This is a genomic window from Nocardia sp. NPDC059180 (genome assembly GCF_042754945.1).
Classification (GTDB): domain Bacteria; phylum Actinomycetota; class Actinomycetes; order Mycobacteriales; family Mycobacteriaceae; genus Nocardia.
In genome coordinates, this window is the sequence record NZ_JBHZBU010000005.1 from 61,178 (window position 1) to 86,963 (window position 25,786).

Annotated in this window: 24 protein-coding genes; 12 read left to right on the forward strand and 12 right to left on the reverse strand. The window is 67.9% G+C overall.

The features are described from left to right. Window positions 1–182 precede the first annotated feature (182 nt). A complete protein-coding gene (locus ACFXNW_RS17470; RefSeq protein ID WP_379418728.1) occupies window positions 183–1,430 on the forward strand; it encodes a cytochrome P450 in 1,248 nt (415 codons plus the stop codon). 19 nt (window positions 1,431–1,449) lie between these two features. Here ACFXNW_RS17470 and ACFXNW_RS17475 read toward each other — a convergent pair whose 3' ends face one another. Next, window positions 1,450–2,649 carry a styrene monooxygenase/indole monooxygenase family protein gene (locus ACFXNW_RS17475; protein WP_379418729.1) on the reverse strand — a complete coding sequence of 400 codons (1,200 nt, stop codon included), beginning with the start codon at window positions 2,647–2,649 and terminating at the stop codon, window positions 1,450–1,452. Window positions 2,650–2,855: 206 nt separating this feature from the next. Here ACFXNW_RS17475 and ACFXNW_RS17480 point away from each other — a divergent pair, with 206 nt between their 5' ends. Further along, a complete protein-coding gene (locus ACFXNW_RS17480) occupies window positions 2,856–5,444 on the forward strand; it encodes an AAA family ATPase (protein WP_379418730.1) in 2,589 nt (862 codons plus the stop codon). A 15-nt stretch (window positions 5,445–5,459) separates the two neighbouring features. On the opposite strand, the gene ACFXNW_RS17485 is transcribed toward ACFXNW_RS17480, so the two are convergent. After that, window positions 5,460–6,680 (reverse strand): Cmx/CmrA family chloramphenicol efflux MFS transporter, encoded by a 1,221-nt coding sequence (locus ACFXNW_RS17485; protein ID WP_379418731.1) that lies wholly within the window; start codon window positions 6,678–6,680, stop codon window positions 5,460–5,462. A gap of 84 nt (window positions 6,681–6,764) precedes the next feature. Next, on the reverse strand, window positions 6,765–7,337 hold the full coding sequence (locus ACFXNW_RS17490; protein WP_379418732.1) for a TetR/AcrR family transcriptional regulator: 573 nt from the start codon (window positions 7,335–7,337) through the stop codon (window positions 6,765–6,767). A gap of 217 nt (window positions 7,338–7,554) precedes the next feature. On the opposite strand from ACFXNW_RS17490, the gene ACFXNW_RS17495 reads away from it, so the two are divergent. Further along, the gene (locus ACFXNW_RS17495; protein WP_379418733.1) at window positions 7,555–8,754 is read left to right on the forward strand and encodes a cytochrome P450; all 1,200 of its coding nucleotides are present in this window, start codon (window positions 7,555–7,557) and stop codon (window positions 8,752–8,754) included. A 32-nt stretch (window positions 8,755–8,786) separates the two neighbouring features. Here ACFXNW_RS17495 and ACFXNW_RS17500 read toward each other — a convergent pair whose 3' ends face one another. Both ACFXNW_RS17500 and ACFXNW_RS17505 read right to left on the reverse strand, forming a co-directional pair. Next, a complete protein-coding gene (locus tag ACFXNW_RS17500; RefSeq protein WP_379418734.1) occupies window positions 8,787–9,260 on the reverse strand; it encodes a helix-turn-helix transcriptional regulator in 474 nt (157 codons plus the stop codon). Between the two features lie 572 nt (window positions 9,261–9,832). After that, a complete protein-coding gene (locus tag ACFXNW_RS17505; protein WP_379418735.1) occupies window positions 9,833–10,447 on the reverse strand; it encodes a class I SAM-dependent methyltransferase in 615 nt (204 codons plus the stop codon). A 211-nt stretch (window positions 10,448–10,658) separates the two neighbouring features. Here ACFXNW_RS17505 and treZ point away from each other — a divergent pair, with 211 nt between their 5' ends. Further along, complete coding sequence (gene treZ, locus ACFXNW_RS17510; protein ID WP_379418736.1) at window positions 10,659–12,389, forward strand: malto-oligosyltrehalose trehalohydrolase; 1,731 nt, start codon at window positions 10,659–10,661, stop codon at window positions 12,387–12,389. A 114-nt stretch (window positions 12,390–12,503) separates the two neighbouring features. Here the strand turns inward: treZ and ilvA are convergent, their stop codons facing one another. Next, complete coding sequence (gene ilvA, locus ACFXNW_RS17515) at window positions 12,504–13,844, reverse strand: threonine ammonia-lyase IlvA (RefSeq protein WP_379419080.1); 1,341 nt, start codon at window positions 13,842–13,844, stop codon at window positions 12,504–12,506. 66 nt (window positions 13,845–13,910) lie between these two features. Next, window positions 13,911–14,345, reverse strand: a complete 435-nt coding sequence (locus ACFXNW_RS17520; RefSeq protein WP_379418737.1) for a nitroreductase family deazaflavin-dependent oxidoreductase — start codon at window positions 14,343–14,345, stop codon at window positions 13,911–13,913. 128 nt (window positions 14,346–14,473) lie between these two features. Here ACFXNW_RS17520 and ACFXNW_RS17525 point away from each other — a divergent pair, with 128 nt between their 5' ends. Beyond that, on the forward strand, window positions 14,474–14,710 hold the full coding sequence (locus ACFXNW_RS17525; protein ID WP_379418738.1) for a hypothetical protein: 237 nt from the start codon (window positions 14,474–14,476) through the stop codon (window positions 14,708–14,710). Window positions 14,711–14,838: 128 nt separating this feature from the next. On the opposite strand, the gene ACFXNW_RS17530 is transcribed toward ACFXNW_RS17525, so the two are convergent. Further along, window positions 14,839–17,619, reverse strand: coding sequence for an AAA family ATPase (locus ACFXNW_RS17530; RefSeq protein ID WP_379418739.1), 2,781 nt, complete (start codon window positions 17,617–17,619; stop codon window positions 14,839–14,841). Window positions 17,620–17,714: 95 nt separating this feature from the next. Continuing rightward, window positions 17,715–18,644 (reverse strand): RNA polymerase sigma-70 factor, encoded by a 930-nt coding sequence (locus ACFXNW_RS17535; RefSeq protein WP_379418740.1) that lies wholly within the window; start codon window positions 18,642–18,644, stop codon window positions 17,715–17,717. 167 nt (window positions 18,645–18,811) lie between these two features. Between ACFXNW_RS17535 and ACFXNW_RS17540 the strand changes: the two genes are divergently transcribed. Beyond that, on the forward strand, window positions 18,812–19,297 hold the full coding sequence (locus ACFXNW_RS17540) for a carboxymuconolactone decarboxylase family protein (RefSeq protein WP_379419081.1): 486 nt from the start codon (window positions 18,812–18,814) through the stop codon (window positions 19,295–19,297). 151 nt (window positions 19,298–19,448) lie between these two features. On the opposite strand, the gene ACFXNW_RS17545 is transcribed toward ACFXNW_RS17540, so the two are convergent. Beyond that, window positions 19,449–20,090 carry a TetR/AcrR family transcriptional regulator gene (locus tag ACFXNW_RS17545; RefSeq protein WP_379418741.1) on the reverse strand — a complete coding sequence of 214 codons (642 nt, stop codon included), beginning with the start codon at window positions 20,088–20,090 and terminating at the stop codon, window positions 19,449–19,451. 156 nt (window positions 20,091–20,246) lie between these two features. Between ACFXNW_RS17545 and abc-f the strand changes: the two genes are divergently transcribed. From abc-f to ACFXNW_RS17565, 4 genes are all read left to right on the forward strand, one after another. Then, window positions 20,247–21,860, forward strand: a complete 1,614-nt coding sequence (gene abc-f, locus ACFXNW_RS17550) for a ribosomal protection-like ABC-F family protein (protein ID WP_379418742.1) — start codon at window positions 20,247–20,249, stop codon at window positions 21,858–21,860. A 52-nt stretch (window positions 21,861–21,912) separates the two neighbouring features. Next, window positions 21,913–22,569, forward strand: a complete 657-nt coding sequence (locus ACFXNW_RS17555) for a CatB-related O-acetyltransferase (protein ID WP_379418743.1) — start codon at window positions 21,913–21,915, stop codon at window positions 22,567–22,569. 223 nt (window positions 22,570–22,792) lie between these two features. Beyond that, on the forward strand, window positions 22,793–23,152 hold the full coding sequence (locus ACFXNW_RS17560) for a nuclear transport factor 2 family protein (protein ID WP_379418744.1): 360 nt from the start codon (window positions 22,793–22,795) through the stop codon (window positions 23,150–23,152). A gap of 30 nt (window positions 23,153–23,182) precedes the next feature. Next, on the forward strand, window positions 23,183–23,599 hold the full coding sequence (locus ACFXNW_RS17565) for a hypothetical protein (protein ID WP_379418745.1): 417 nt from the start codon (window positions 23,183–23,185) through the stop codon (window positions 23,597–23,599). A gap of 204 nt (window positions 23,600–23,803) precedes the next feature. Here ACFXNW_RS17565 and ACFXNW_RS17570 read toward each other — a convergent pair whose 3' ends face one another. Continuing rightward, window positions 23,804–24,085: a hypothetical protein gene (locus ACFXNW_RS17570; RefSeq protein ID WP_379418746.1), complete on the reverse strand. Its 282-nt coding sequence runs from the start codon at window positions 24,083–24,085 to the stop codon at window positions 23,804–23,806. Then, window positions 24,082–24,402 carry a hypothetical protein gene (locus ACFXNW_RS17575; protein ID WP_379418747.1) on the reverse strand — a complete coding sequence of 107 codons (321 nt, stop codon included), beginning with the start codon at window positions 24,400–24,402 and terminating at the stop codon, window positions 24,082–24,084. Before ACFXNW_RS17575 ends, ACFXNW_RS17570 begins: the two co-directional genes overlap by 4 nt. A gap of 290 nt (window positions 24,403–24,692) precedes the next feature. Between ACFXNW_RS17575 and ACFXNW_RS17580 the strand changes: the two genes are divergently transcribed. Next, the gene (locus ACFXNW_RS17580) at window positions 24,693–25,574 is read left to right on the forward strand and encodes a helix-turn-helix domain-containing protein (RefSeq protein WP_379418748.1); all 882 of its coding nucleotides are present in this window, start codon (window positions 24,693–24,695) and stop codon (window positions 25,572–25,574) included. Continuing rightward, complete coding sequence (locus ACFXNW_RS17585; protein ID WP_379418749.1) at window positions 25,571–25,780, forward strand: DUF397 domain-containing protein; 210 nt, start codon at window positions 25,571–25,573, stop codon at window positions 25,778–25,780. Before ACFXNW_RS17580 ends, ACFXNW_RS17585 begins: the two co-directional genes overlap by 4 nt. Window positions 25,781–25,786: the final 6 nt, after the last annotated feature.

Sequence of the window (25,786 nt, forward strand, 5' to 3'; positions counted from 1 at the left end):
CCGAAGTTGGTCCTCGGCGCGTCGTTCGCCGGACCGCGTGGCAGCCTCGATCGCTGTCTCGATCGGACACCAGCCGACGACGGCGCGACTGCGACAACTCCGGCGCCTACCGATGCCGTCGGTATACCTATCGGCGCATTCTCGGTCGGTCGTCGACCGCTCTACCGTGGGGAGCCCCGCCGTTGCGCATACCGCAGGAATCCGATCGTCGCGGGCAGTGCCCGATTCCCCATCACAGCTCGCCGGTCGACACCGACCACGACCGGGTCGCGCTGTTCACCCCGGAATTCGCCGCCGACCCGCATCGCGCCTACCGTGACATGCGCGCCCGATACGGCTCGATGGTGCCGGTGGAGCTGGCGCCGGGTGTGCCGGCGACGCTGGTGATCGGCTACCGCACCGCGGTGCGGATCATGCACGACCCGGAGCATTTCCCGGCCGATCCGCGCGCCTGGGAGCGCGGCGTCCCGGCCGACTGCCCGGTGCTGCCGATCCTGTCCTGGCGCCCGAACGCCCTACGCAGCGCGGGTACCGAACACGAACGGTATCGCCGGGCGGCGGTCGCGGGCATCGCGGGCGTGGATCTGCATGGTCTGCGCGGCATGGTCGAAGGCGTCGCTACCACCTTGATCGATACCTTCCGCCCGACCGGCGCCGCCGACCTGCATCGTGACTATGCGGCGCCGCTGGCCTTCCAAGCGATCAACGCATTGCTCGGCTGTCCGCCGGAGATCGGCAACGAGGTCGCGGCGGCGACGGCGGCGATCTTCGAGGGCGTCGACACCGCGCGCAGCGATCAACGGCTCGCGGCGGCAATGCTGCGGCTGATCGAACAGAAACGGGCCGAACCCGCCGCCGACATCACCTCCCGCCTGATCGCCCACCCGGCCGGCTTCACCGACGAGGAGCTCATCCACCAACTCGGCATTCTCTACGGAGCCGGAACCGAGCCCATGCTGAACTTGATCAGCAACGCGCTGCTGTTGATCCTCACCGACGAACGGTTCGCCGGAAGCATGCTCGATGGCAGTCTCTCGACCCGGGACGCCCTTGATGAAGTGCTGTTCCATGACCCGCCGATGGCCAATTTCAGCGTCACCTATCCGCGGCAGCCGATTCTGATCGACAACACCTGGCTGCCCGCGAATCAACCGGTGGTGATCGGGCTGGCCGCCTGCAACAACGATCCCGAGATCGGTGCGGGCCCGATCACCGGCAACCGATCGCATCTGGCCTGGGGTGGCGGGCCGCACGCCTGTCCGGCCGATACCGTCGCCTATCTGATCGCGCAGGACGCTGTCGACCAGCTGCTGGACGCGATACCCGAGGTGCGGTTGGCGGTGCCGGTGCACGAATTGTCCTGGCGGCCAGGGCCGTTTCACCGTGCCCTGGCCGCGTTGCCGGTCGTCTTTCCCGCATCCCCGGCGTGACAGACGACCGGCCGCCGGGTCAGGGCTGGAGCAGGGCCAACTGCGACATGTTGGCCGGGACGATGAAGGTCTCGGCGAACGCGTCGGCCCGCGCCTGGTCGTGCCTGGCCGCGTCCATCAGCCGCTGTAAGGCGGGCGGAGGGTCGAGCAGCGTCATCGTCCACAGCGCCGCGGGCCGCGCGATATCGGCGATCCACGGCTTGGCCGTCGCCGCCATCCAGGTGGCGTCGAAGCTGCGGTCGGGGCTGTCGAGCACGGCGGCGGCGTAGTAGGCGGCGCACTGGGCGGCGCTGTTGGCGCCCTGCGCGCCGCCGGGGTCCATCCGGCAGACGACATCGCCGCCGCCGAGTACTGCCCGGCCCGACGGCAGCGTCCCGACGGGCTGCCGCACCACCGGTGTCACCGCTCCGGCGATGGTCGCTCCGGCGTCGGTGAGTTCGGCGTCGCGGAACCGCGCCGCCAGTGCGTGCGGCAGATGGCGGTCGATGATCTCGCGGGCCAGCCGCCACCGCTCGGCGGGCGTGTCTGCGGAGTCGAACACATCGAGTCCACCACCCGGCAGTGCTTCGAACATCACAGTGGCACAGGCTCTTTCCTGCCCCGGTGCGCCGGTGAGGGCGGGCGTGGACACCATCTCGCCGAGCCCGGGTAGCGCCACGTAGGTCCCGAGGCCGTCGGGATCCGGGATGACGCCGTCCAAGTACAGTGCGGCCAGCTTGCGGACCGGCGTGCTGGGTACGGCCAGCGAGGGGTCGACGGGAAAGCGCGCGGCCAGCTCGCGGGAGGCGCGGGTGACGACGGTGAGGTCGTGAACGGCTGCGCCGCGGTCGACGTCGTCGACCGACGGTTCGGCGAGCTCGACCCGGCCACCGCTCGCCTCGAACTCGGCGAACCACCGTGCGAAGACGGTGCGCTGGTCGACGCTGCGGGCCGGTGCGCTGAACCGTCCGGACCATCCGGCCACCGCCGTGCGGTCCACGACCATGGTGAATCGGATGCCCGCGATCGCGGGCGCGGTGCCTGCCCAGTAGTCCAGGCCCGCCTCTTCCTCGAGCGCCACCGTGCGCGCGAACTTGACCTGCGTGCTGGTGACCGAACCTGCCAGCACCGCCTCGGCGTCGCGGTCGGTGATCAGGGTGACGTCGCGACCGCCGCGTTGCAAGCGCAGCGCCAGCGGCAATCCGCATTCGCCGGCACCCACCACCTGTATCTGTCCCATGTACGGATCCTTCCGGTATCGATAGGCGTGTACCGGAATCGTCGGATGATAGGTAGGGCGCGTACATCGGTAGACGATGTCGGCACCCGCGCAGCCGGATGCCTTGGACGGCAGGGGGCCTCTCACCTGGCGCCTCGAGGTAGATCGCGTACATCCGTGGCGACAACGGCATTTTCGGCAGTGCCGAAGCGCTATGCTGCACCACCGTGACGGCCAGAACCGCGCGCACCGGTGCTCCGCCGGCGGCCACCAGTGATTTCATCGGCCGCGAGCGTGAGCTGGAGAAGATCGGTACCCTGCTGCTCGGCTCGACCCGGCTGATCACGGTGATCGGTGCGGGCGGTATCGGCAAGACGCGGTTGGCGACCGAGGCGGTGCATCGGTTCCACAAGGCCAAACGGGTGCCGGTGCACTGGGCCCGGCTGGCTCGGCTGCCCCACCATGCCGACGCCGCCGCGATCGAGAACGAACTCGCCCAGTCGCTGGTACACGACGACTTCTCCGGGCGACCGGCCTGGGACGCCCTGGCCGATACCCTCACCCGCACCGATGCCGTCGGGCGTAGGTTGCAGACCATTCTGGTGATGGACAACTGCGAGCACGTCCTAGAAGGCGCGGGCCGGGTGATCGCCGATCTGATCGGCGCGGTGCCCGGCCTGACCGTGGTGGCCACCAGCCGCGAAGCGATCGGCTGGATCGATGAGCATCTGGTGCCGGTCGGGTCGCTGTCGGGGGAGCAGGCGCTGACCATGTTCCGTGGGCGGGCCGAACTGACCGGGCACACCGTCGCAGGCGAGGCCGATCGTGCACTGGCCGCGGCGATCTGCCATCACGTGCACAATCATCCGCTGTCGATTCAGCTGGCGGCCGCCCGGCTGCGCAGGCAACCGTTGTCGATAATCCTGCGCGATCTCACCGGTGAGGCCTCCGATCGCCGGTTGGGCTGGTCGCCGGGGCATCGGGTCGGCGCCGATGGCAGGCATCAAGGTATTCGCGACGTCATCGCCTGGTCCTACGACCTGTGCCACGACAAGGAGCAGCTGCTGTTCGAGCGGCTGTCGGTCTTCGCCGCCGGTTACGACCCCGACCCCGGTGAGGCCGGTGCGCGCGATATCGGCGCCGAACTCGAGGCCATCGAAGCGGTGTGTTCCGACGACGATCCCCGCGCCTGCCAGGACGGCATCGCCCGTGCGGAGGTCGAGGGCCTGCTGGAGCGCCTGGTAGATCAATCGCTGGTTTCGGTCCACCTGACCGCCGACGCGGTGCGGTATTCCCTGCTGGAGAGTTTCCGGGTGTTTGCCCAGCAGCGGCTGCGTGAACGCGGCGGCGGTGCGGAACTGGCACGGTTCAGCGATCGGCACCGCCGCTACTACCGCGACAAGGTGGCGCAGGCGCACCGCGAATGGCTCGGCCCCCGCGAGCAGCAGCTGCTGGATTGGGCGCGCGCCGCATGGGACAACCTGCTGTGCGCGATCGACAGCGCCGAGGCGACGCCGGGCGAGGCGGCGGTGGGTCTGGACATCATGGTGGGGTTGATCGCCCTGCGGGTGCCGTTCTTCAAGGGGTCGCTGCGCGAGTCGCGTCATCTGGCCGAACGCGCGCTCGCCGCCACCCGCATACCGGCCCCGCAGCCGGTCGAGTTGCAGGTGACCGCGATGGCCATGATCGGCTGGATCAGCATGTGCCAGGGCATTCCGGCCGATGCCGAGCGGCTGCTCGACGAATGCATCGAAGCCTGCCTGCCCGGGCCGGATGCGGTGACGCGGGTACGCCGAGAACCGGAAGTCGATCTCGCCCTGCCTGCGCCGGTGGAGTTCACCCATGGCAGCCTGTTGATGTTGGTACACAACGACCCTCGCGCGATCGAGGTGCTGGCGCGGGCCCGGCGCAAGTTCCTGGCGGCCGGCGATCGCGGTGCCGCGTCGTTGAGCGAGATGTTCGAAGTGCTCGCCACCGGGTTCGCCGGAACACCCGAGCATGCCCTGGATATCGCCGGTCGCCATCTCGAGGCCTCGAGCCGATCCGGGGCGCCGTGGGATATGTCGTGGGCCGAACTCGGCTGGGCTCTGGCTCTGATCAAGAACAGCGACGCCGAGTCCGCCCTGGCCAGGGTGCGCGGCACGTTGGCCGATCAGCTCGCCATGCGGGACCGGTGGGGCACGGTCTGGGCGGTGCATATGTACGCGTGGGCGCTCGCCCGCAAGCTCGCCGACGGGGCCGGGCAGCCGTCCGGGACGGGTGGACCGCCGCGTGAATGCGCGCTCGAGATCGCCTGGATCCTCGGCGGGGCCGCGTCGCTGCGTCGCAGGCTCGGCGTGGATCTGGTCCACCTCACCTCGTTCCGGGTCGAAACCGAGCGGGCCGCGCAGATCGCGCGCTCGGTGCTCGGGGAGGCCGCATTCACCGCCGCCGAGCGAGAGGGTGCGATGCTGCGGCCCGAACTCGACGAAGTGGCCCAGTTGGCGCTTGGCACACTGTCGCTGGACGTGCTGCCGGTGCATCATCCGGTCCGGCGGCATCGCCCGTCGCGCTGGCAGGAGCTGTCGGCGGCGGAGCAGGACGTGGCCACCCTGGCGGCAGCCGGTTGGACCAATACCGCGATCGCCGCGCGCCGCGGCAGTTCCTTCAAAACCGTCGACGCCCAGATGGCCGCGATCTTCCAGAAGCTCACCATCGCCTCCCGCGACGACATCATCGCCCTCGTCCCCGCCGAGCGCCGGGCGCAGGTCGCCAATGAAGCGGCCCGTCGGCCGAACAAAGCGCGGAAACGGGAACCACGACCACCGGCGCCCTAGACACGGACCGGCCACTCAGACACCGACCGGCGTGGGAACCGGCGGGGATGCCGACTCGTCACCGGCCTCCGCACTGTCGGCGAGGACGAATCCGTCGCGCCGCTGGAGGGCCACCACCCACGCCACCAGACCCGATGCCACCACACCGAGCGCTGCACCGATCCATGCCGTCGTCGGATAACCGAATCCGGCGGTGAGCGCCACCCCACCCAGCCACGGCCCCACCGTGATGCCGGCATTGAACGCGGATGTGTTCACCGCCGCCGCCATCGTCGGCGCATCGGGTGCGAGGGCGAAGACCCGGGAGTTGAGGACCGGGTTGGTGCCGAAACCGAACGCGCCCAAGGCGATTGCGAGTAGCACCATCGGTGCGATATGGGTGGCGGTGAGTGCGATCAGCACCGAGGTGATGATCAGCCCGATGACGCCGACGGTCAACGTGCGCATCGGCTGTGTGTCGGCGGTCCGTCCGCCGGCAATGATGCCGAGCAGCGCGCCCGCGCCGTATCCGGCCAGGACCGCGGGAACCCAGGATTCGGGCAGGCCGGTGGTGTCGGTGAGCATGGCGCCCAGATAGGAGAAGGTGACCAGCAGCGCGCCGGTCGCCACGGCGGTCATCGCGTAGGACAGCCACAGGCTCGGCCGGGCCATGGCGCTCAATTGCGTGCGCACCCGCGGCGGTTGGGCGGGACGTCCTCCGGGAATCTTCGCCAGCACGCCGAGCACGGCGGGCGCCGACAGCACCGCGACGGCCCAGAACGCGGCACGCCAGCCGAAATGCTGGCCGATGACGGTACCCAACGGCAGTCCGACGACGGTGGCGACGGTCAGCCCGCCCGCCACGACGCTCATCGCGCGTCCATGCATGTTCTGCGGCACCAGACCGACAGCGGTCGACGCCGCCACCGCCCAGAATCCGGCGTAGACGAACGCCGCGACCACGCGCGTGCCGAACAGCACCCAGTAGTCGGTGGCCAGCGCCCCGACGATATGCGCCGCGATGAATACCGCGAGAAACACCAGCAGGGCGGTGCGCCGCGACCAGCGCAGGGTCAGCACCGCGAGAACGGGTGCGCCGACCAGCATGCCGAGTGCGAAGGCCGAGATCAGCAGCCCGGCTTGCGGAACCGAGACGCCGAGGTCGGCCGACATCTCGGTGAGCAGACCGGCGAGCATGAGTTCGGAAGTGCCCTGGGCGAATATCGACAAGCCCAGGATGTAGATGGCTACCGGCACGGGAGACCTTCCTTGTTTTGAATTGATCAGTCCAAAATGCGAGCAGAAAGAAGGCGGCTCGGAAGCCGCCAGGGGGAGTGGGGGTTACAGGGCGTCGAGCGCGGTGGTTGCGATGGCTGCCCGTTCCTCCCGGTCGGCGCCACCGCGTGCGGAGACCTGGATGCCGCCGATCGTCGCGATCACGAACAAGGCGAGGGTGCGGGCCTCTTTGTCCCGGCTGATGTCACCGGCGCGTTGGCCGCTCTCGATGACGGCTGTGAGCAGCCCGAGCCGATACCGCTGATCCGCCCGCAGGGCCGCGGCTACCTGGGTGTCGCGTGGACCGAGTTCGACGGTCGAATTGACCACCAGGCAGCCGATCGGATCGTCCTCGGGCGCGTCGACGGTTCGCCACAGAAGTGCGCGCACTTTGTCCTTGGCGGGAATGTCTGCGTCCAGGACCTCCTCGGTGGCAGCGTTCTTGACGGCCATGTATCGGCCGAGCGCGCGCTCGAACAGGTCGTGCTTGCTGGAGAAGGTGTTGTAGATGCTGCTGCGGCCGAGCCCTGTTGCTGTGCACAGGTCCTGGGTCGACGTGGCCTCGTAGCCCGCGGACCAGAACGCGCGCATGGCCGCGTCGACCGCCTTGTCCTCGTCGAAGCCTCGTGGTCGTGCCATGGGGCAACCGTAGCAGTTTTGGACCGATCAATTCAATACCGTCGGCGAACCGCCGGCGCGGCGCCTCCCCACGCCCGGCCCGCGCCGGTCGATGGCGAGCTTCTACGTTCCGGTTTCGGTGAATACCGTTATTGGGCAGGGTAATCCGCAACACGCGTGCGGCAAGGAGCGTCATAGGAGGATGGGCGGACACTGGCTGAACACGTTGGGAGACAACATGACCGAACCGCTGATCCAATTGCCGACGCCTGGCGAGTCCATCCTCGACACGCACGACCGAATCCGCCGTGCAGGTGAGGTCGTCCCGATCGAGTTGCCGGGAAGGGTGCCCGCATGGCTTGCGGTCAGCCATCGCGCCGTCGGCGAAATCCTCGATGACAATGCGTTCGCCAAGAATGCGGCGCACTGCCCCGCATTGCGGGACGGCAGGATTCCCGCAGATTGGCCGTTGCGTGCCTTGACCGATATGCAGCACATGCTGAACCAGGATGGCGCCCAGCATCGGCGGCTGCGCAAAACGATCAACAAAGCGTTCACCCCCGGCCGGATCGCGGGATTGCAGCCGCGTATCGAGCAGATCGCGACCGAGCTCATCGACGGTTTTCCGAACGCAGGCGACATCGATCTGATATCGAACTACACGACTCCGCTGCCGGTGCGCGTGATCTGCGAACTCTTCGGTGTGCCGCAGGACGAGCAGCCGCGACTCAAGGAGTGGACTCTCACGATCGTTTCCACGGCAAGCACCGGTGAACAAGCGCACGCTGCGATGGCTGCCATGATCGGCTACTTCACCGAGCTGCTCGAACGGAAACGAAGCGCTCCGGGCGACGATCTCACCTCTGCCCTGCTCGCGGCGAACGACCAGAACGAGCTGGCCGATGCGGAACTCGTCGAGATGATGTGGCTGCTGATCGTCGCCGGGCACGAGACCACTGTGCACCTGCTCGGCAACGCGGTTGTCGCGCTGGCCGAACATCCTGAGCAACTTGCCAAAGCGCAGGCCGAGAACCGATGGGACGATGTGGTCGAGGAGGTCTTGCGCTATCGCTCTTCGGTAGTCGGCGCGCTCATGCGTTACGCCCGCGCGGACGTGAAGGTAGCCGGCGTCGACATTCCGGCCGGCAGCATGATGCTGTGGCACGGCGGTGTCGGCCGAGATCTGCTGCGCAACCCGAACGCCGATACCTTCGATATCGACCACGATCATTCCGATCAGCTCGCGTTCGGGCACGGACCACATTTCTGTCTGGGTGCGCCGCTGGCTCGACTGGAGAGCCGAATTGCGCTCTCGGCGCTTTTCCGGCGGTACCCCGACCTCACCCTCGCCATAGATCCTGCCCACATCGAGTACATCTCGCAGATCAGCACAGTCGGTCCGCTCGCGCTTCCGGTGCGCTTGATCCCGACGAAGTAACGGCCGAGATCCGCGTCGGCGAGCATCTGCTGTCAGCGTTGCTCGCCGGCGATTTCCTCGAGCCTGCGTTTCCGAAACTCCCTGGGCGCCTGTCCGAAACGCTCTTTGAACGCTGCGGAAAACCAGTTGGGTGTGAAACCGCATCGGGTCGCCAGTTCTGCGACAGTCGTGGTTGTGCGCGGGTCTTCCAGCAGATCCCGAGCGACGCGCAACGCCTCGTCTCGCCTCATGTCGCGAAAGGTCGTCCCGTTCTGTCCCAACACAAAACGCAGCTGACGCGGTGACCAGCCGAGGGCCTGCGCGACGGCGGGCAAACGCACGTCGCCGTGCCCGATGTGCTCGCGAAGATATCGCCGAATGCTCTCGGCCACCTCGGCATGGAGAACGTGTTGCGGCTGCGTATCGCCGACGCACAGCATGCACAGCAACTCGGTGATGCGATCAGAGATCGCATTGAACTCCCGGTCGGTGAGGTCGCCCTGTTCGGCGTACGCCGCGCGGATCATCTCGACTGCGACCCGGCCGAGGCCACGGCTCGTATCGACGACGGTACGCAGGTGGCTGCCCGGTCGCAGTCGGTGATCGACCTCGGTCCGTGGTATTTGGAATGCGAAGGCGGCGGAGTCGGGGATGTACAGACGGCAGGCCACCTCCAGACCGGAGAGGATCGCGCGACCGGGCGGAACTCGAACCACGTCATCGGCGAACCGCACCGAGTATGAGCCCCGCTCAGGAATGACGACCCAGTAGAACCCGTCGCCAGGATCCTTCCGAATGTGGCAAGGTCTGCGGTCGGCCACGCGGATTCCGCGCTGATCCCAGCGCAACAGGCGATACGCGCTCGTCTCCTGGCCGGTCAGACTGGCACGCCACTGCTGCGGATCGTGGAACTCGTGATCCATCGGAACGAACCCGTCGGCGAGCGCCGACCATGACTCGGGACCGCTCGCAACTACTTCATACCAACGCACCGTGACCGTCCCCCGTTCGTGGATCAGCCGAATCCTAGCCACAGCACCCACCGCCCGCGGCCATGAATTCCCTGCCGTGAGGACATGTCGAGCGCCCGGTCCGGCGCCTACGGCGAGACGGCGACCCCGAGCGTCTGGGCGACCATGAACTTCGGCCAGCCACCGTAGAAGACGTCGATATCGCGGATGTCGAACCCAGCGGTCTCGATGAGCCCACGGATATCGCGGTCCAGGTTGCAACCACCCGCGACCACATTCTGGATCGGATTGAGTCGGTGCTGCCAAGTCTGCACACTGGGGTCGGGAGCGAGTCCGTGCTCGACGAAGTGCAGTGTGCCGCCGGGAACCAGCACGCGTCGAATTTCCGCCAGTGCCGCGTCGATATCGGGGATGGTGCACATGGTCCAGGTCGACACCGCCGCGTCGAAACTGTTGTCGTCGAAGGGCAGTGACTGGCCGTCCAATCCCGCGCGCTCGATGGGCACCGTAGCCGCGGCCACCCGCGTTTCCGCGAGCTTCCAGCCCAGATCGGCCGGTTCGACTGCGCTCACCGACCGCACCGCCGGCGGATAGAACGGCACATTCAGTCCCGACCCGAACCCGATCTCCACGACCCGTCCGGACAACCCGCCACATACCCGGCCACGCAGCTTGTCGTTGGCCTTGATCCCGCAGAAGGCATTGACCAGCCGGGGGACGAAACGATCGTTGTAGATACCCACGCCCTCCACTGTGTCAGCAACCACACCCGCGCACCAGGTGCGCAGCCGGTCCGCAGTCGCGACCCGGTGCGACGCCGCGCTGGATGTGCCCGCGACCTGCGCGGCCCCGGATATACGTCGTGGGCTTCGCGGCAGCCGCACAGGCGCAGATCAGACGGGGAGCGCGGGCCGAGCAGCGCTGCCGCGAAACGGCCCGTGCGATGCTGACGCGGTGACGAAGTTCGAGGTGTGGGCCCCGCTTCCCGATCTGGTGCGGCTGGACATCGAGGGCGCAGTGCACCCGATGACGCGATCCCACGACGCCTGGTGGCGCGCCGAGGTCGACACCACACCGGACGCCCGCTACGGCTATCTCCTCGACGACGACCCGACGGTCCTGCCCGATCCTCGCTCGCCCCGTCAGCCCGACGGTGTGCACGCCCGTTCGGCACTGCACCACATCGAGCAGAGCGACTGGACCGACACCCACTGGACCGGCAGGCAGCTGCCGGGCGCGGTCTTCTACGAGTTGCATATCGGCGCGTTCACGCGGGCGGGCACCTTCGACGCGGCGATCGAACGCCTGGACCATCTGGTGACGCTCGGCGTGACGGTGGTGCAATTGATGCCGGTCAACGCCTTCGACGGGCCGCGGAACTGGGGCTATGACGGTGTCCTCTGGTATGCGGTGCACGAGCCGTACGGCGGACCCGACGGGTTGCGCCGGTTCGTCGACGCCTGTCATGGGCGTGGTCTGGCGGTGGCGCTCGACGTCGTCTACAACCATCTCGGCCCGGTGGGCAACTATCTGCCGCGGTTCGGGCCGTACCTGGCCGAGCAGCGCAATAGCTGGGGGCAGCGGCTGAATCTGGACGGTGCAGGCTCCGACGAGGTGCGCCGCTACCTCATCGACAACGCCCTGCGCTGGTTCCGCGACTTCCATATCGACGCACTACGCCTGGACGCGGTGCACGCTCTCGCCGATACGACCGCGACCCATGTGCTCGCCGAGCTGGCCGCCGAAACCGGCCGTCTTGCTGCGCATCTCGGCCGGCCGCTGACCTTGATCGCCGAAAGCGACCTCAACGATCCGAGACTGATCACCCCGCGCGCGGCGGGCGGCTACGGGCTGAGCGGCCAATGGAACGACGACCTGCATCACGCCGTCCACTCCGCGGTGTCGGGCGAACAGCAGGGCTACTACGTCGATTTCGGCTCCATGGCCTGTCTGGCTCAGACCTGGGCGCACGGATTCTTCCATGCCGCAACGTTTTCCACGTTCCGGGGTCGCACGCACGGCAGGCCGCTCGACCGTGCGCTGATCCCCGCCTCCGCGCTGCTCGCCTACACCTGTACGCACGACCAGATCGGCAACCGGGCGACCGGCGACCGTCCGAGCGCTTACCTGTCCGACGGTCAGCTGGCCGTCAAGGCGGCGCTGATCCTGCTCTCGCCCTTCACACCGATGCTGTTCATGGGGGAGGAGTGGGGTGCGCGCACACCGTTCCAGTACTTCACCTCGCACACCGACCCCGAGGTCGGCGCGGCCACCGCGGCCGGGCGGCGCGCCGAGTTCGCCGAACACGGCTGGTCCACCGACGACGTCCCCGATCCGCAGGACCCGGCGACCTTCGAACGCTCGAAGCTGGACTGGTCTGAAACAGACGAGCCCGCCCATTCCCGCCTGCTGACCTGCTACCGCGACCTGATCGCCCTACGACGCAGCCGCCAGGAGATCACCGCCTCCTGGGCATCGGCCGCCGACATCGACTACGACGAGGAAGCGGGCTGGATCGTGGTCCGCCGCGGCACACTGATTCTGGCCTGCAATGTGGCGGCCGACCCGGTGACGTTGCGTGTATCCGGCACCGCATTGCTCTGCTGGGGCACGCCGACCCAGGGTGATGGCGACACCGTGCTCGACGGCCATTCTTTCGTGATCCTCGATACCGACTTGCCGTGATACCGCGCCGATTCGCCGCCCACCGCACACCGATATCGGTCGCCTGCTGCGCAACCGGGGATCCGAGCCAGGTACCCCGTCGCGCATGCAACGCGGCACGACGGGGCCGGGACCTCAGGTCAGATAGCGGTAGGCCGGTGAATCCGGTTCCAGAAGCTCGCACTGAATCGGCGAGGCGTCGATGCGCGCCATCAGCGGCTCCAACTCTTCCGGAGCGCCGAGTTCGATACCGACCAGCGCGGCGCCGGTCTCTCGGTTGTTGCGCTTGACGTATTCGAACAGGGTGATGTCGTCGTCGGGGCCGAGGACCTCGTCGAGGAAGCGGCGCAGTGCGCCCGGTTCCTGCGGGAAGTCCACCAGGAAGTAGTGCTTGAGGCCCTGATGCACCAGGGAGCGTTCGATGACCTCGCCGTAGCGGGAGACGTCGTTGTTGCCGCCCGACACCAGGCACACCACCGTGGACCCCGGTTCGACCTCGATACCGGCCAGTGCCGACACCGCGAGCGCGCCCGCGGGTTCGGCGATGATGCCCTCGTTCTGATAGAGCTCGAGCATGGCGGTGCAGATGGCGCCCTCGTCGACCTGCAACATCCGAAACGATCCCGCACCCGACGGGGATTCGGTCGCCACCAGCAACGGCAGCGAGCCATGCGTGACCACCCGGCCACCGAATCCGGCCACCGCCGCGTACGGCACATCGCCGATCCGGCGCACCGCGGCGCCGTCGACGAATGGATCGATCTCCGGCAGCGTCACCGGGCCGCCCGCGACCAGCGCCGCCGTCATCGAGGCCGCGCCCGCGGGTTCGACGCCGAGGATCGCGGTGCGCGGCGAGCGTTCCCGCAGGTAGGTGCCGATACCGGCCAGGCAGCCACCGCCGCCGACCGGCACGACCACCAGGTCGGGGGTGCGGCCGAGCTGGTCGAGGATCTCCGCGGCGATGGTGCCCTGACCGGCCGCGGTGCGGGTGTCGTCGAAAGGCGGCACCATGGTCGCGCCGGTGCGCGCCACATCGTCGGCGGCGGCCGCGGCGGCCGCGTCGTAGGTTTCGCCGACCGCGATCAGCTCGACGAATTCGCCGCCGTGGATGCGGATGCGGTCGCGTTTCTGCTTCGGCGTGGTGGTGGGGACGTAGATACGGCCGTTGATGCCCATGGCGCGGCATGCGAACGCCACCCCCTGGGCATGGTTGCCCGCGCTGGCGGTGACGACGCCCGCGGTGCGTTCGAGCTCGCTGAGCTGGACGACCAGGTTGAAGGCGCCGCGCAGCTTGTAAGAACGGACCACGGTGAGGTCTTCGCGCTTGAGGTAGACCTGCGCGCCGGTCAGCTGGGACAGGCGCGGGCACAGCTGCAGCGGGGTCGGCTCGATAATGTCGGCAATTCGCTTCGCGGCCGCGTCGATCTCGTCCGCGTTCAACGGCGGACGGGTGGACAGTTCAGCGAGAACATGGATCGGATCCGACACTCGAATATGGTGTCACCCGCCGCGAGCCGACGCTGCGGCGGGTGGTAGTGAAGGTCAGCGCGGGGTGAGGACGAAGACCGGGATCTCGCGGGTGGTCTTGGTCTGATAGTTGGCGTAGTCCGGCCACACCGCGACCGCACGCTCCCACCACAGCGCCTTCTCCTCGCCGACGACCTCACGCGCGGTGTAGTCCTTGGTGGAGGTCTCGTCCCGCAGCTCGACATGTGGTTCGGCCTTGAGGTTGTAGTACCAGACCGGATGCTTGGGCGCCCCGCCCAGCGAGGCGACCACGGCGTACTCACCGTCGTGTTCGACCCGCATCAGCGGTGTCTTGCGCAGCTTGCCGGTCTTCGCGCCGCGAGTGGTGAGCAGGACGACCGGGACGCCCTGGAGCGTCGTGCCCTTCTCTCCGGCGGAGTTCTCGTAGGTCTCGGCCTGCTTGCGGGCCCAGTCGGAGGTGCTCGGTGCGTATTCCCCAGTAAGTGGCATACCCCAATCGAACCACAGTGAGGCGCCGAATATTCCCGCATCCGGACCGTGGTCCGCTGCGTGTTGCTGTGGCGCCCGCGACAAAAAGTTCGCTGGCCCTAACTTTGCTGTCCGTATACCCTGAGGACATGACCGCGTACCACCCCGAACTTCGCGACACGAGCCGCGCACTGCCGGCTCGCCCCGCGAGCATCGATATCGCGGGTAGCGCCTGGCCGGTGTACAAACTGGAAGCACTGGTCGCGGGCTTGCTTGCCGGTCTGGCATTGGCGCTGATCGTCGGCTCCGCGCAGGTCGCGGTGCTTGCCGCAGCTGCCGTCAGTAGCTTGGTGTGGGTCGTCGGCCTGGTTCGCGCGCATTCCTGACTGTCGGCTCGTCTGGTCCGGCGCTGAGCTGCGCTCCATCGTGGCGGCGCGACCGCGAACTCAGACCACCGACCCGCATTCCGAACCGCTGACTCCGCCGAACGGGAGCGGTGGTCGAGCCGTCCGTTTCAGTCCGGCCCCAGCGGCAGATCCACCAATTCTCCGCGAGACACCACACCCAGCTTCGGATACGCCTTGTACAGGTGGTGCCCGACCGTCCGTGGACTGAGCACGAGCTGCGCGGCGATATCCCGATTCGACATACCTTGGGCCGCCAACCGCACGATCTGTAGTTCCTGCGGCGTCAAACCGGCGGCGGGACCCCGCGCCGGGCGAGATGCCGCGCCGACGCCCAGCGCCGCGAGTTCGCCCTTGGCTCGCTGCGCCCACGGCGTGAATCCGAGTCGATCGAAGGTTTCGGCGGCGGCCTCGAGCTGGGTACGTGCCTCGGTCTTGCGTTTGTCGCGGCGCAACCATTCACCGAACAGCAACTGGGTGCGTGCTGTGTCGAACGGGCGGCCACCAGGGGAGAGCGCATCGCGGAAATGTTGTTCGCCGGCCGCGTCCTGTGTGGTGAGTGCGCGGGCGCGGTGGTCGAGTGCGGTGATCCAGTCGGCGCCGGTGGCCTGAGCCCACGCTGTCAGCCGTTCGCGCGCTTCGGCGGCCTGCCGTGGCTCCTCGGCCCGCACCGCCGCCTCGACCAGATCCGGCAGCACGCGCAACCCGATCACCTGATGACGCGCCGGTTCGACGGTGAGCGCGGTGAGTCGTGACAACGCCCCGTCGACTTTGCCGAGCCCCAGATCGAGCAGGCCGAGCGCCGCGTGGGTCCACGTCGCCCCGGCCGCGTCCGGACCACCGAGGTCATCAGCCAACGCCTTGCCGACCAACTCGGCGCACTCGCGTTCGGCACCTTCGAGCGCACCGAGATAGGCGAGGAATCCACACAGCTGGCTGATCCAGTGCCCGTTGCCGATGTCCTCGGCAATCCGCAACCCCTCGGCCGCCGCGACCCGCGATTCCCGTGGCCTGCCGAGGAACAATTCGGCCTCGGCTCGGAAGAACAGCAGGGGTGGCAGCAGCGCGATCCGGCCCTGCTCGCGACACTGCGCAAGCAGATCCCTGGCCAGCTCACCGACCTGCTCATCCGCACCGACGACCAATCCCGCGCCGCACATCTGCACGAGATCACGAGGGCTGTCGGCACCGTTGCCGCGCGCAGCGGCGGCCGCGGTGCGCAGGTCGATACGCGGGGATGTCGTGCGCACTTCTGATCGGGGTGTGCTGTCAGGCAAATCGTTTCGAGGTGCGGCGCTCGCGGGGGAGTTCTGCCGCCGCGCTGCGGGCTGGACATTGAGCGTGGCGGCGAAAAGATAGTCGACGATCGGCGCCATCGGATCGGTCGCGGGCAATTGGAGTGCGAGTGTCCGATCGGCGACTTCGGCGAGCTCGTCGGCGCCGAGATACCAGGCGGCGTGGACGGTCTGGGCCAGGATGCGTGCCGTCCGTGACGGATCTGTAGTGGCGTCGGCGGCGGCCAGCAGCAGCTCATGCGCGGTGCGTGGACGGCCCGCGCCGAATTCGGCGGTGCCGCGCACATGATCGAGCCGCGCGGACAGTGAGCCGGCCCCGGCCCGTCTTCCCACTCGTTCGGCCAACGCTCGAGCGCGGTCGAATTGCCCTGCCTCCACCGCAGTTTCGGCGGCGAGCACCAGCCGCCGTACCCGGGCACCGGAATCGGTGCTCAGCCCTGCCGCGCGCTCATACGCGGCGACTGCCCCGTGGTATCCGCTGCGCCTGCGAGCCCGCTCGGCAGTGCCCTCCAGCGCGGCGGCGGTCGTCTCGTCGGGCCCGGTCGCTGCGGCGGCCAGATGCCAGGCGCGCAGGTCGGCGTCTTCCTCGGCGGTAGCGGCCTCCGCCAGCGCGCGATGGACGGCCAGCCTGCGGGTCAGCCCCGCGCCCTGATAGACCGCCGATCGCAGCATCGGATGACGGAAGGTGAGGCCGGGACCATCGCTGTACACCAGCCCGGCATCCTCGGCAGGCCCCAGATCGGCCAGTTGAGCGCCCAAGGTTTCGGCCGCGCGCAGCACCGTCGCCAGGTCGGCGGAATGCGCGGCGGCGGCGACCAGCAGCAACGTCATCGTGGGTTCCGGCAGCCCGCTGACCTGCCCGTGGAACGCCACCCGCAGCCGGTCGGTGAGCGGCAGCGGGTTCGGGCCCGCATCGGGTGCTTCGGCCGCCAGCAGCGCGGGCAGCTCCAGCAGCGCCAGCGGGTTGCCCGCCGCCTCGGTGAGCAGCCGATACCGCAGGACCGGCGCGAGGTCGGGAGCCCGGCTGTCCACCAGGGCGGCTGCCGCGTCCTGAGGTATGCCGGTCAACCGGAGCTCCGGCAGCCCCGGCGCCGGGAAATCGGAATCGCCTGCGCGAGTGGCGAACAACATCACCACACCCTCGGCATCGAGCCTGCGCGCGGCGAACAGCAGCGCTTCGGCGGTGGCGCGGTCGAGCCAGTGCGCATCGTCGATGAGGCACAGCAGCGGCCCGTCGGCGGATTCCTCGGCCAGCAACGTCAACACCGCCAGGCCGATCAGCATGCGGTCGCCCGGATCGCGCGGTGCCAGCCCGAACGCGCCGCGCAACGCGTCCCGCTGCTGCTCGGGTAGCTGGTCAACCAGCTCTATGCCCGGCCGGACAAGCAGGTGCAGCCCGGCGAACGGCAGCTCGGCCTCGGATTCGATTCCCGCGCTGCGCGCCGCCGGAATACCCTGCGCCGCCGCATAATCCAGCAGCGCGGTTTTCCCGATCCCGGCGTCCCCGCGCAACACGAGCGCCCCGCTGCGTCCCGCACGTGCAGCCTCGAGCAGCCGGTCTATTTCGGCTTGTTCGGCTTCGCGCCCATGCAGCATGCGCCCACGGTAGCGTTCGCTGCCGAGAAATGGGTCAGTGCGCACTCCGGGTCCGCTCGGGGTCGCCTGTGCCGAGGGTGCAACGGGCGTGCCGCTCAGCGCAACAGGATGGTTTCGCGCTGCACCCGCGACAGCTTCTGCGGATTGCGGACCGAGTAGAGCCCGGTGATGCGGCCGTCGTCGATGCGTACCGCGAAGACGGTGTCGACCGCACCGTCGAGCCGCAGGATCAGCGCCGGATAGCCGTTGACCTGCGCCGGCTCCAGCGACCCGGCGGCGAGGTTGCCGAGCCCGGCGACCAGCAGCCCGGCCACCGCGTCGATCCCGACGATGGGCACCAGCGCGGCGCGTGCGACGCCGCCACCATCGCCGAGAAAGACGACGTCGGGCGCGAGTATGTCGAGCAGTCCCTGCAATTCGCCGGTGTCGACCGCCCGCTGAAACGCCTCGAGCGCTCCCCGTGTCTCGGCCTCGGACACGCCACCGCGCGGCCGTCGTGCGGCGACATGTGCCCGGGCCCGGTAGGCGAGCTGCCGGACCGCGGCCGGGCTCCGGTCGACGGCTTCGGCGATCTCCGCATACCCCAGATCGAACACCTCGCGCAGCACGAACACCGCCCGCTCGACCGGTGCGAGGGTCTCCAGCACCAGCAGCATCGCCATCGACACACTGTCGGCCAGCACGATGTCGTCGGCCACATCGGGCGAGGTGAGCAGCGGCTCGGGCAGCCACGGCCCGACATAGGACTCCTTGCGCCTGCCGAGCGTGCGCAGTCGGTCGAGTGCCTGCCGGGTGGTGATCCGAACCAGGTACGCACGGTGATCCTGCACGGTGCCGAGGTCGACGCGCGCCCACCGCAACCAGGTCTCCTGCAATACGTCCTCGGCGTCGGCCGCCGAGCCGAGCATCTCGTAGGCGACGGTGAACAGCAGATTGCGGTGGGCGACGAACGCCTCGGTGGCGGGGTCCGGCCGGTTCGTTCCGGCGCCGTGATCGCCTGATGTGTGCTGCGCCGTACCGGCCATGGGTGGCTCCTGTTCCTCTCGGCTGTCTCACGCACCAGACGCCGCACACCGCCGTTTCGTAACACCGATACGGTAGTGGCGCACGTCACTCGAGTTCGTCGTTACGGGGATCGGATCACCCTCGTCTCATGGTCGTTCAATTCAGCACCACGAGTGAGGACGACGTCATGGACCCCCGTTTCGACCTGAATGCCAACGAGCTCGGCGCCAAGATCGGCAAGCGATTTGCCAACACCAGCCTGGCGATCATGCAGTCGTCGCTGCCGAAATCTCTGATCGAGCTGGTGGAACTGCGCGCAAGCCAGATCAATGGCTGCGGTTTCTGCGTCGACGCCCACGCCAAGGAGCTCGCGGCTGCCGGTGAACCCGCGGTGCGGATCAATCTGGTTGCCGCCTGGCGCGAATCCACCGTGTTCACCGACGCCGAATGCGCCGCGCTGGCACTAGCCGAGGAAGGCACCCGCCTCGCCGACGCGAACCACGGCGTCTCCGACGAGACCTGGGCCCACGTGCGCAAGCACTACGACGACGACCAGATCGCCGCACTGGTCTACCTGGTCGCCATGATCAACGCCGCCAACCGGCTGCTGGTGATTACGAAGACCAAGGGCGGTTCTTACCAAGCGGGAACGTTCGACAGCGTCGCTGGCTGAAGGTGAATCGCGGCCCGGGTCACAGATATTCGGTCCGGGCCGCAACGGCTGACGCCGGGGCCGACGAGGTGACCCGGAGGTGTTCGGATCCGCGGATATCTGCCCGAGCGCCGCACATGCTCACGGCGAACCGCGTATTCAGCGGTGGTGATCAGCTGGCGTCGGTCGAGTCTTGCTGCGTGAACGCTCCGGCGGCCGCCCCACGCGCGGCACTGTCCGCGATCCGGTCGGGCAGTCCCGGGTCCGCCGGCGTGCGCAGCAGCACCAGCTGGTGATACAGCGGCGCGGTCGCCGCGATCAGCACCGCCCGAGCGTCGGTATCGGCCGGGATCTCACCGCGGCGGACCGCCCGCTCGACGACGATCTCGCACTGCGCGTACCGGCTCTCCCATAACTGCCGCAGGGCGCGGGCGGCTTCCTCGGACCGGAACGACACCGCGATCAGGGCAGCGGCGATCGAGGGTTGCTCGGTCAGCGACGCCTGGATCTCTTCGTTGAGTGCGGCCAGATCGCCCCGCAGTGAGCCGGAGTCCAGGGGCTCCCAGTCGATATCGGCTGCCGCGGCGAAGACATCGGCGATCAGCCCGCCGACATCGCGCCAGCGGCGATACACCGTCGCCCGGTGCACTCCGGCGCGAGCGGCGACGGTGTCGATGGTGAGCGCGTCGTAGCCGTGTTCGGTCAGCTCCGCATGCACCGCGTCGAGTACCTGGGTGCGGATGCGGGCGGTTCGGCCGCCCGGCCTGGGGCGGGGTGTTGCGGTCTGCCGGGCGTTTTCCGGTGCGGAATTCATCGTCGGTCATCCGATGCTTGACGGAATGGGTCTGTCCTGTCATCCTATTACGACAGTTGTCGCACTAGTGAGGTTTGCCGATGCTCATTCGAAGTGTTCACCCGACCCTGCGGTCCCAGATGGCCGCGTCGTCCTCGAATGCTTCGGAGTGTGTGTATGCCAACCCAGATCACCGCGCGCGCGGTCACCAAGTCCTTTCACGGCAGGCGCGTTCTCGACGAGATCTCCTGCTCGCTCGGCGCGGGTGAGCGCACCGGGATCATCGGCGAGAACGGGTCCGGCAAGTCGACCCTGCTGCGCCTGTTCGCCGGTGCCGAGCAGCCCGATGCGGGTGAAATCGTCGTCCAGTCCGACGGCGGCGTCGGCTATCTGGCCCAAGATGAACAGCTGCCGCCGGGGCTGACCGTTCAGCAGGTCGTCGACCGTGCCATGCGCGAGCTGCGCACGATCGAACGGCGCATGCGGCGCCTGGAACTCGCCATGTCCGACGGCGACGAGTCAGCGATGGCCGAATACGGCGAACTGCTGACCCTGTTCGAACTGCGCGGCGGCTATGACGCCGACGCTCGGCTGGAGCAAGCACTGCACGGCCTCGGGCTCGGTCTGGTAGATCGGTCGCGCAAGGTGGGTGGTCTTTCCGGCGGCGAACAGGTCCGGTTGCGCATGGCCGCCCTGCTCGCGGCCGGACCCGAGGTGCTGCTGCTCGACGAGCCGACCAACCATCTCGACGACGACGCCCTGACCTGGCTCGAAGACCACCTGCGGGCCCGGCGCGGTACGACGGTGGCCGTCTCCCATGACCGGGTCTTCCTCGACCGGGTGGCGACGAGTCTGCTGGAGGTCGACGCCGATCGACGTCAGGTCGTGCGCCACGGCAACGGCTACGCCGGGTTCCTCGCGGACAAGGCCGCGGCGCGGCAGCGATGGGCGCAGGCCCATGCGCAATGGCAGACCGATATCGCCCGGCTGCGCGAGACCGCGGCGACCACCGCGCGGCAGGTCGCGCCGGGACGGGCCATGCGCGACAACAACAAAATGGCCTACGACCGCGCGGCAGGCCGAGTGCAGCAGTCGCTGGCGAGCCGGGTCCGCAATGCCGAGGAACGGCTGCGTCGGCTGCTCGCGGATCCGGTGCCGCCGCCACCGCAACCGCTGCGTTTCACGCCGACGCTGCGGACCGGCGCGGCGCGCGGTGCCGTCGTGGAGGCCACCGATGTCGCGGTAGCGGGTCGGCTCGGCCGCGTCGGTGTCACGCTGACCTCCGGGGATCGACTGTTGATCACCGGTCCGAACGGTGCGGGCAAGAGCACCCTGCTGCGGGTGGTTGCGGGCGAACTCGCTGCCGACAGCGGCACTGTCACCCGCCGCGGTCGCATCGGCTACCTCACCCAGCAGCCCCCGCCCGCCGTGCCGGGACAGACGCTGCTGGCGGCGTTCGCCCGTGGCCGGGCAGGCGAACCCGCCGAGCACACCGAACGGCTGATGTCGCTCGGCTTGTTCGACCGCACCCAGCTCGCCACGCCCGTGGCGAACCTGTCCACGGGGCAGCGGCAGCGGCTGGCCCTGGCGCGACTGCTCACCGAGCCGACCGATGTCCTGCTGCTCGACGAGCCGACCAATCACCTCTCACCGGGCTTGGTCGAGGAGCTGGAAACCGCGTTGACCGACTACCGGGGTGCGCTGGTGATCGTGAGCCACGACCGCAGGCTGCGTCAGCGATGGCGTGGCAACGAGCTCGCCCTGGCGGCGCCGGTATCGGTCACTGTCTGACCTATCCCGCTCTCACCGACCCGAAAACCTCACCGCCCTAAGGAGATTCCGCATGCCCAACCGTTCGACTCGCCTCCCGACAGAGCCCACCGTCCTCCACCCCATGCCTGGACAGCCACGGGTGGTGCTGCTGAAACCATTGCTCACCTCACCGCTCATCGAGGTCGGGGAGTTCACCTACTACGACGACCCGGACGATCCGACCGCTTTCGAAACCCGCAACGTGCTCTACCACTACGGCCCGGAGAAGTTGATCATCGGGAAGTTCTGTGCGCTCGCCACCGGGGTGCGGTTCATCATGAACGGCGCCAACCACCGCATGGACGGGCCATCCACCTTCCCGTTCCCCACCATGGGCGGCGCCTGGTCCGACCACATCGACCTGCTCACCGACCTGCCGAACCGAGGTGACACCGTGGTCGGCAACGACGTCTGGATCGGCAACGGCGCCACCGTGCTGCCCGGCGTGCGGATCGGCCACGGCGCCATCATCGGCGCCGGCGCCGTGGTCACCGCCGACGTCCCCGATTACGGCATCGTCGGCGGCAATCCGGCCCGCCTCATCCGCACGCGCTACGACGAGCGCGACGTCGCGCGGCTGCTGGCGGTGGCGTGGTGGGACTGGCCGCTCGAGCACATCACCGAGCATGTGCGCACGATCATGTCCGGCAGCATCGACGAACTCGAAGCCGCCGCCGCGGCTATCTGAGGGCCGGGGGAGCGCTGTCGACCGGTAGTCCGCCGCGGCCCTGCTCGATCGGGCACGGGTGGGCACCGGCATCGCCCGACCAGGCGCCCCGAACCGACATAGGTAACCGCTGTCGAAAAGTACTTATAGATGACTGATTCGGCGACCCCCTGCCCGCCCATAACGTAGTTCTCATCAACCGATCGAGCGGAGAAACCGCAGATCAGACGTTATGGAGGACAGGATGAACACTCTCGTCGCGCAGTACCTGGAAGCCTGGAACACCACCGACGCGCAGGACCGCGCCGCCGCCGTCGAACGGGTCTTCACCCCCGACGCCACCTACGTCGACCCGCTGGTGTCGGTCGCAGGCCACGAGCAGCTCGCCGCCGCCATCGCGGGCGTCCAGGCCCAGTTCCCCGGCTGGGAGTTCCGGCCCGCGGGCCCCGTCGACGGCCACCACGACCAGGTGCGCTTCACCTGGGAGCTCGGCCCCGCCGACGGCCCCGCGGTCGTCGTCGGCTTCGACGTCGCGATCATCGCCGACGGCCGCATCGCCAGCGTGTACGGCTTCCTCGACAAAGTCCCCGCCGCCGCCGCCTGACCCGACCCCCCGAATCTTCCAGGAGTAATCATGACCACCACCGCACCCGGCCACCTGTCCACGCTGCTCGCCCCCGGGCCCACCCTGCTGCGGTTCTCGCTGCGCCTCGACGCGGTGGTGACCGCCGCCAACGGCCTCGCATACCTGGCTCTGTCCGGCCCGATCGAATCGCTGCTCGGACTCGACACCGCTGTCGGCATCCCGATCGGTATCTTCCTGCTGCTCTACGGTATCGGTGTCGCTGTAGTCGGCATCCCGGCGAACATCAACACCGCAGCCGTCCGAGCCGTCATCGCAGGCAACGCTGCTTGGGTCGTCCTCAGTCTGGTCGCTCTCATCGCTGCCGACCTGGACCTGACCGTGGTAGGCGCGATCTGGGCCGTACTCCAAGCGATCGTCGTCGGTGGTTTCGCAGCCCTGCAATATGTCGGCCTGAAGCGCGCCTGATCTGTCGAAAAGCTCGAAACCATAATCGAATACCCGAAATCCGGTCGGCATTGCCCGACCGGATTTCGGCATGCGCGGCGGTCGGCGTCGGTGACCGGCGCGGCGAAATGGGCGGCGCATGAGCGTCGCAGGCGCCGGTATTCGGATTCGGCTTCGATCAGCCTATCGGTCGCGATTCGCCGCGATACATGGAGGTTCAGCGCGTCATTCAGCGCCGTCATCCACGTCAGAAATACTGTCTCGCGGTAGTTCCGATCCGCCGACTTCTTTCTGAGAGACCACGCGAGCGAAGTCGATGCCATGCCGATTCATTATTTTCAGCACGTTCAGTAGTTCTGTCTTGAAAGCGCATGGGGCGCAAGTGGTGTGGTAGGACAGCATTGATTCGAGTTCGTCGCGGAAGAAACCGGCGCCGGGTTTCGGTGCGTCGTGGTTGATCGGGGGGTCGGTGGAGGGGAAGAGGTCTGGGCCGTAGGGGCCGGTCATGGGCGGGCACCGTGGGCCGGGGTGGCGAGGCGGGTGCCGCGGGGGAGGAAGCCGCTGGGGTAGACGATCAGGAGGTCGCAGCGGTCGAGGACGTCTTGGACGCGAGGGCCGATGTGATCGATGGAAGGTGTCACGATCGCGGTCACCTGTAATTGTTTCGCTTTCAGCAGTAGCCAGGGGAGGGCCTCGTTCTTGGATTCGACCACGGTTCTGGCGACGGAATAGCCGTGTTTGGCGGCGAAGGCACGCGCTTCCATTTCGTAGCCTTGCTGACGCTTCTCGCAATATGAGGCATTCAGGTACACAACGGCTTTCATATCGGCCCTCGGTGTGAGTGGTTTGATGGGGCGCACGACGGCGGGGTTCAACGGGGTGCTGCGGGCGGGGCCCCGGTGAACCATCCGAGAACTGAGTACTCCGGACTCGATGCCGGATGTGCGGCGAAGCTTTCCCGCCGTCGTGCGCTGAAATCAGTAGACACGCGACGCGCCGAAAACCACACCGGCACAGTGGCTTTTCCGGCCGTACCCTGCCAGACTGCGTGTGCGGGCATCTCTAGGTCAAAGCGTTCCAATTCGGAGCATTCCAGTACGGAGAGGTGAGCAGGGTGGGAACTACGCTTCCGCGCAGGGCATTGGGGCGGGAACTGCGCAAATTGCGGGAACGAGCGGGAATCAGTCAGTCGGCGGCGGCAAGAGCCATCGAACTGTCGCCGCAGAGCATCGGACGCATCGAGGAGGGGCACGGGACGCGGGTCTCGTCGCTACAGGTGAACGCGCTGTGTGATCGGTACACGGCGAGCGACCGCGATCGGCGGGTGCTGTTGGGGCTGCTTCAGGAGTTCCGGACGGCGCAGAAGTCGGGCGGTGGATGGTGGAGGGCGTTTGCTGATCAGCTCAGCGCGGGCTTCGATCACTATCTGGCGTTGGAGGATGCTGCCAACCGGATCACGGCGTGGAAGTCGGCGATCGTTCCGGGATTGCTTCAAACGCCCGAGTATCGGCGCGCTGTCGCTTGGGCAGAGTCGCCGGATCTGGATACGGAGACGATCGAAGGACGGATCGCCATGGCCACGCGTCGCCAGTCTCGACTGGACGATCCTGGTTTCACGATGGATGTCCTTCTGTCGGAATCTGTTCTGCACGAGCAGATGGGAGGGCCAGCGGTGATGGCCGATCAGTTGGACCTGCTCGCGCAGGCCACCGAGCGTCCGAATGTCTCAGTTCGGGTCGTTCCGTTCAACGCGGCCAGCCACCCCGGAGCTTTGGTCGGCAATGTCCTGCTCCTGGAGTTTCCGGCGTTGTCGGTGTCGAAAGAACCTGAGCCTCCGGTTATCTACGTCGAGGGCTATACAGGTGATCTGTACATCGAGAGCGACCCTGAGCTGGCCCAATATCGACAAGCGCTCAGGGATATCCAGCGTGTAGCGTTGGATCAGGATCGGAGCCGACGCAGGCTTTTGGATGTTGCAAAGGAGTGCAGACAGTGACTGTCGATCTATCCGGAGCCCGGTGGTTCAAGAGCAGCCGATCTCATTCCTCGAAGGAGTGTGTCGAGGTAGCCCACCTCGACAGCGGCATCGTCGGTGTCCGGGACTCCAAGAACCCCACGGGCCCTGCTCTCGTCTTTACTCCGGGCGAGTGGGACGCGTTCCTTGCGGGCACGCGCGCTGGTGGATCACTCAACCCTGAGTGATCCACT

Excerpts from the sequence above, each read along its gene's own strand:
- ACFXNW_RS17475 (WP_379418729.1), bottom strand. The coding sequence starts at position 2,649 with ATGGGACAGATACAGGTGGTGGGTGCCGGCGAATGCGGATTGCCGCTG.
- ACFXNW_RS17490 (WP_379418732.1), bottom strand. The coding sequence starts at position 7,337 with ATGGCACGACCACGAGGCTTCGACGAGGACAAGGCGGTCGACGCGGCC.
- ACFXNW_RS17495 (WP_379418733.1), top strand. The coding sequence starts at position 7,555 with ATGACCGAACCGCTGATCCAATTGCCGACGCCTGGCGAGTCCATCCTC.
- ACFXNW_RS17500 (WP_379418734.1), bottom strand. The coding sequence starts at position 9,260 with ATGATCCGCGCGGCGTACGCCGAACAGGGCGACCTCACCGACCGGGAG.
- ACFXNW_RS17520 (WP_379418737.1), bottom strand. The coding sequence starts at position 14,345 with ATGCCACTTACTGGGGAATACGCACCGAGCACCTCCGACTGGGCCCGC.
- ACFXNW_RS17525 (WP_379418738.1), top strand. The coding sequence starts at position 14,474 with ATGACCGCGTACCACCCCGAACTTCGCGACACGAGCCGCGCACTGCCG.
- ACFXNW_RS17530 (WP_379418739.1), bottom strand. The coding sequence starts at position 17,619 with ATGCTGCATGGGCGCGAAGCCGAACAAGCCGAAATAGACCGGCTGCTC.
- ACFXNW_RS17535 (WP_379418740.1), bottom strand. The coding sequence starts at position 18,644 with ATGGCCGGTACGGCGCAGCACACATCAGGCGATCACGGCGCCGGAACG.
- ACFXNW_RS17540 (WP_379419081.1), top strand. The coding sequence starts at position 18,812 with ATGGACCCCCGTTTCGACCTGAATGCCAACGAGCTCGGCGCCAAGATC.
- ACFXNW_RS17545 (WP_379418741.1), bottom strand. The coding sequence starts at position 20,090 with ATGAATTCCGCACCGGAAAACGCCCGGCAGACCGCAACACCCCGCCCC.
- abc-f (WP_379418742.1), top strand. The coding sequence starts at position 20,247 with ATGCCAACCCAGATCACCGCGCGCGCGGTCACCAAGTCCTTTCACGGC.
- ACFXNW_RS17555 (WP_379418743.1), top strand. The coding sequence starts at position 21,913 with ATGCCCAACCGTTCGACTCGCCTCCCGACAGAGCCCACCGTCCTCCAC.
- ACFXNW_RS17560 (WP_379418744.1), top strand. The coding sequence starts at position 22,793 with ATGAACACTCTCGTCGCGCAGTACCTGGAAGCCTGGAACACCACCGAC.
- ACFXNW_RS17565 (WP_379418745.1), top strand. The coding sequence starts at position 23,183 with ATGACCACCACCGCACCCGGCCACCTGTCCACGCTGCTCGCCCCCGGG.
- ACFXNW_RS17570 (WP_379418746.1), bottom strand. The coding sequence starts at position 24,085 with ATGACCGGCCCCTACGGCCCAGACCTCTTCCCCTCCACCGACCCCCCG.
- ACFXNW_RS17575 (WP_379418747.1), bottom strand. The coding sequence starts at position 24,402 with ATGAAAGCCGTTGTGTACCTGAATGCCTCATATTGCGAGAAGCGTCAG.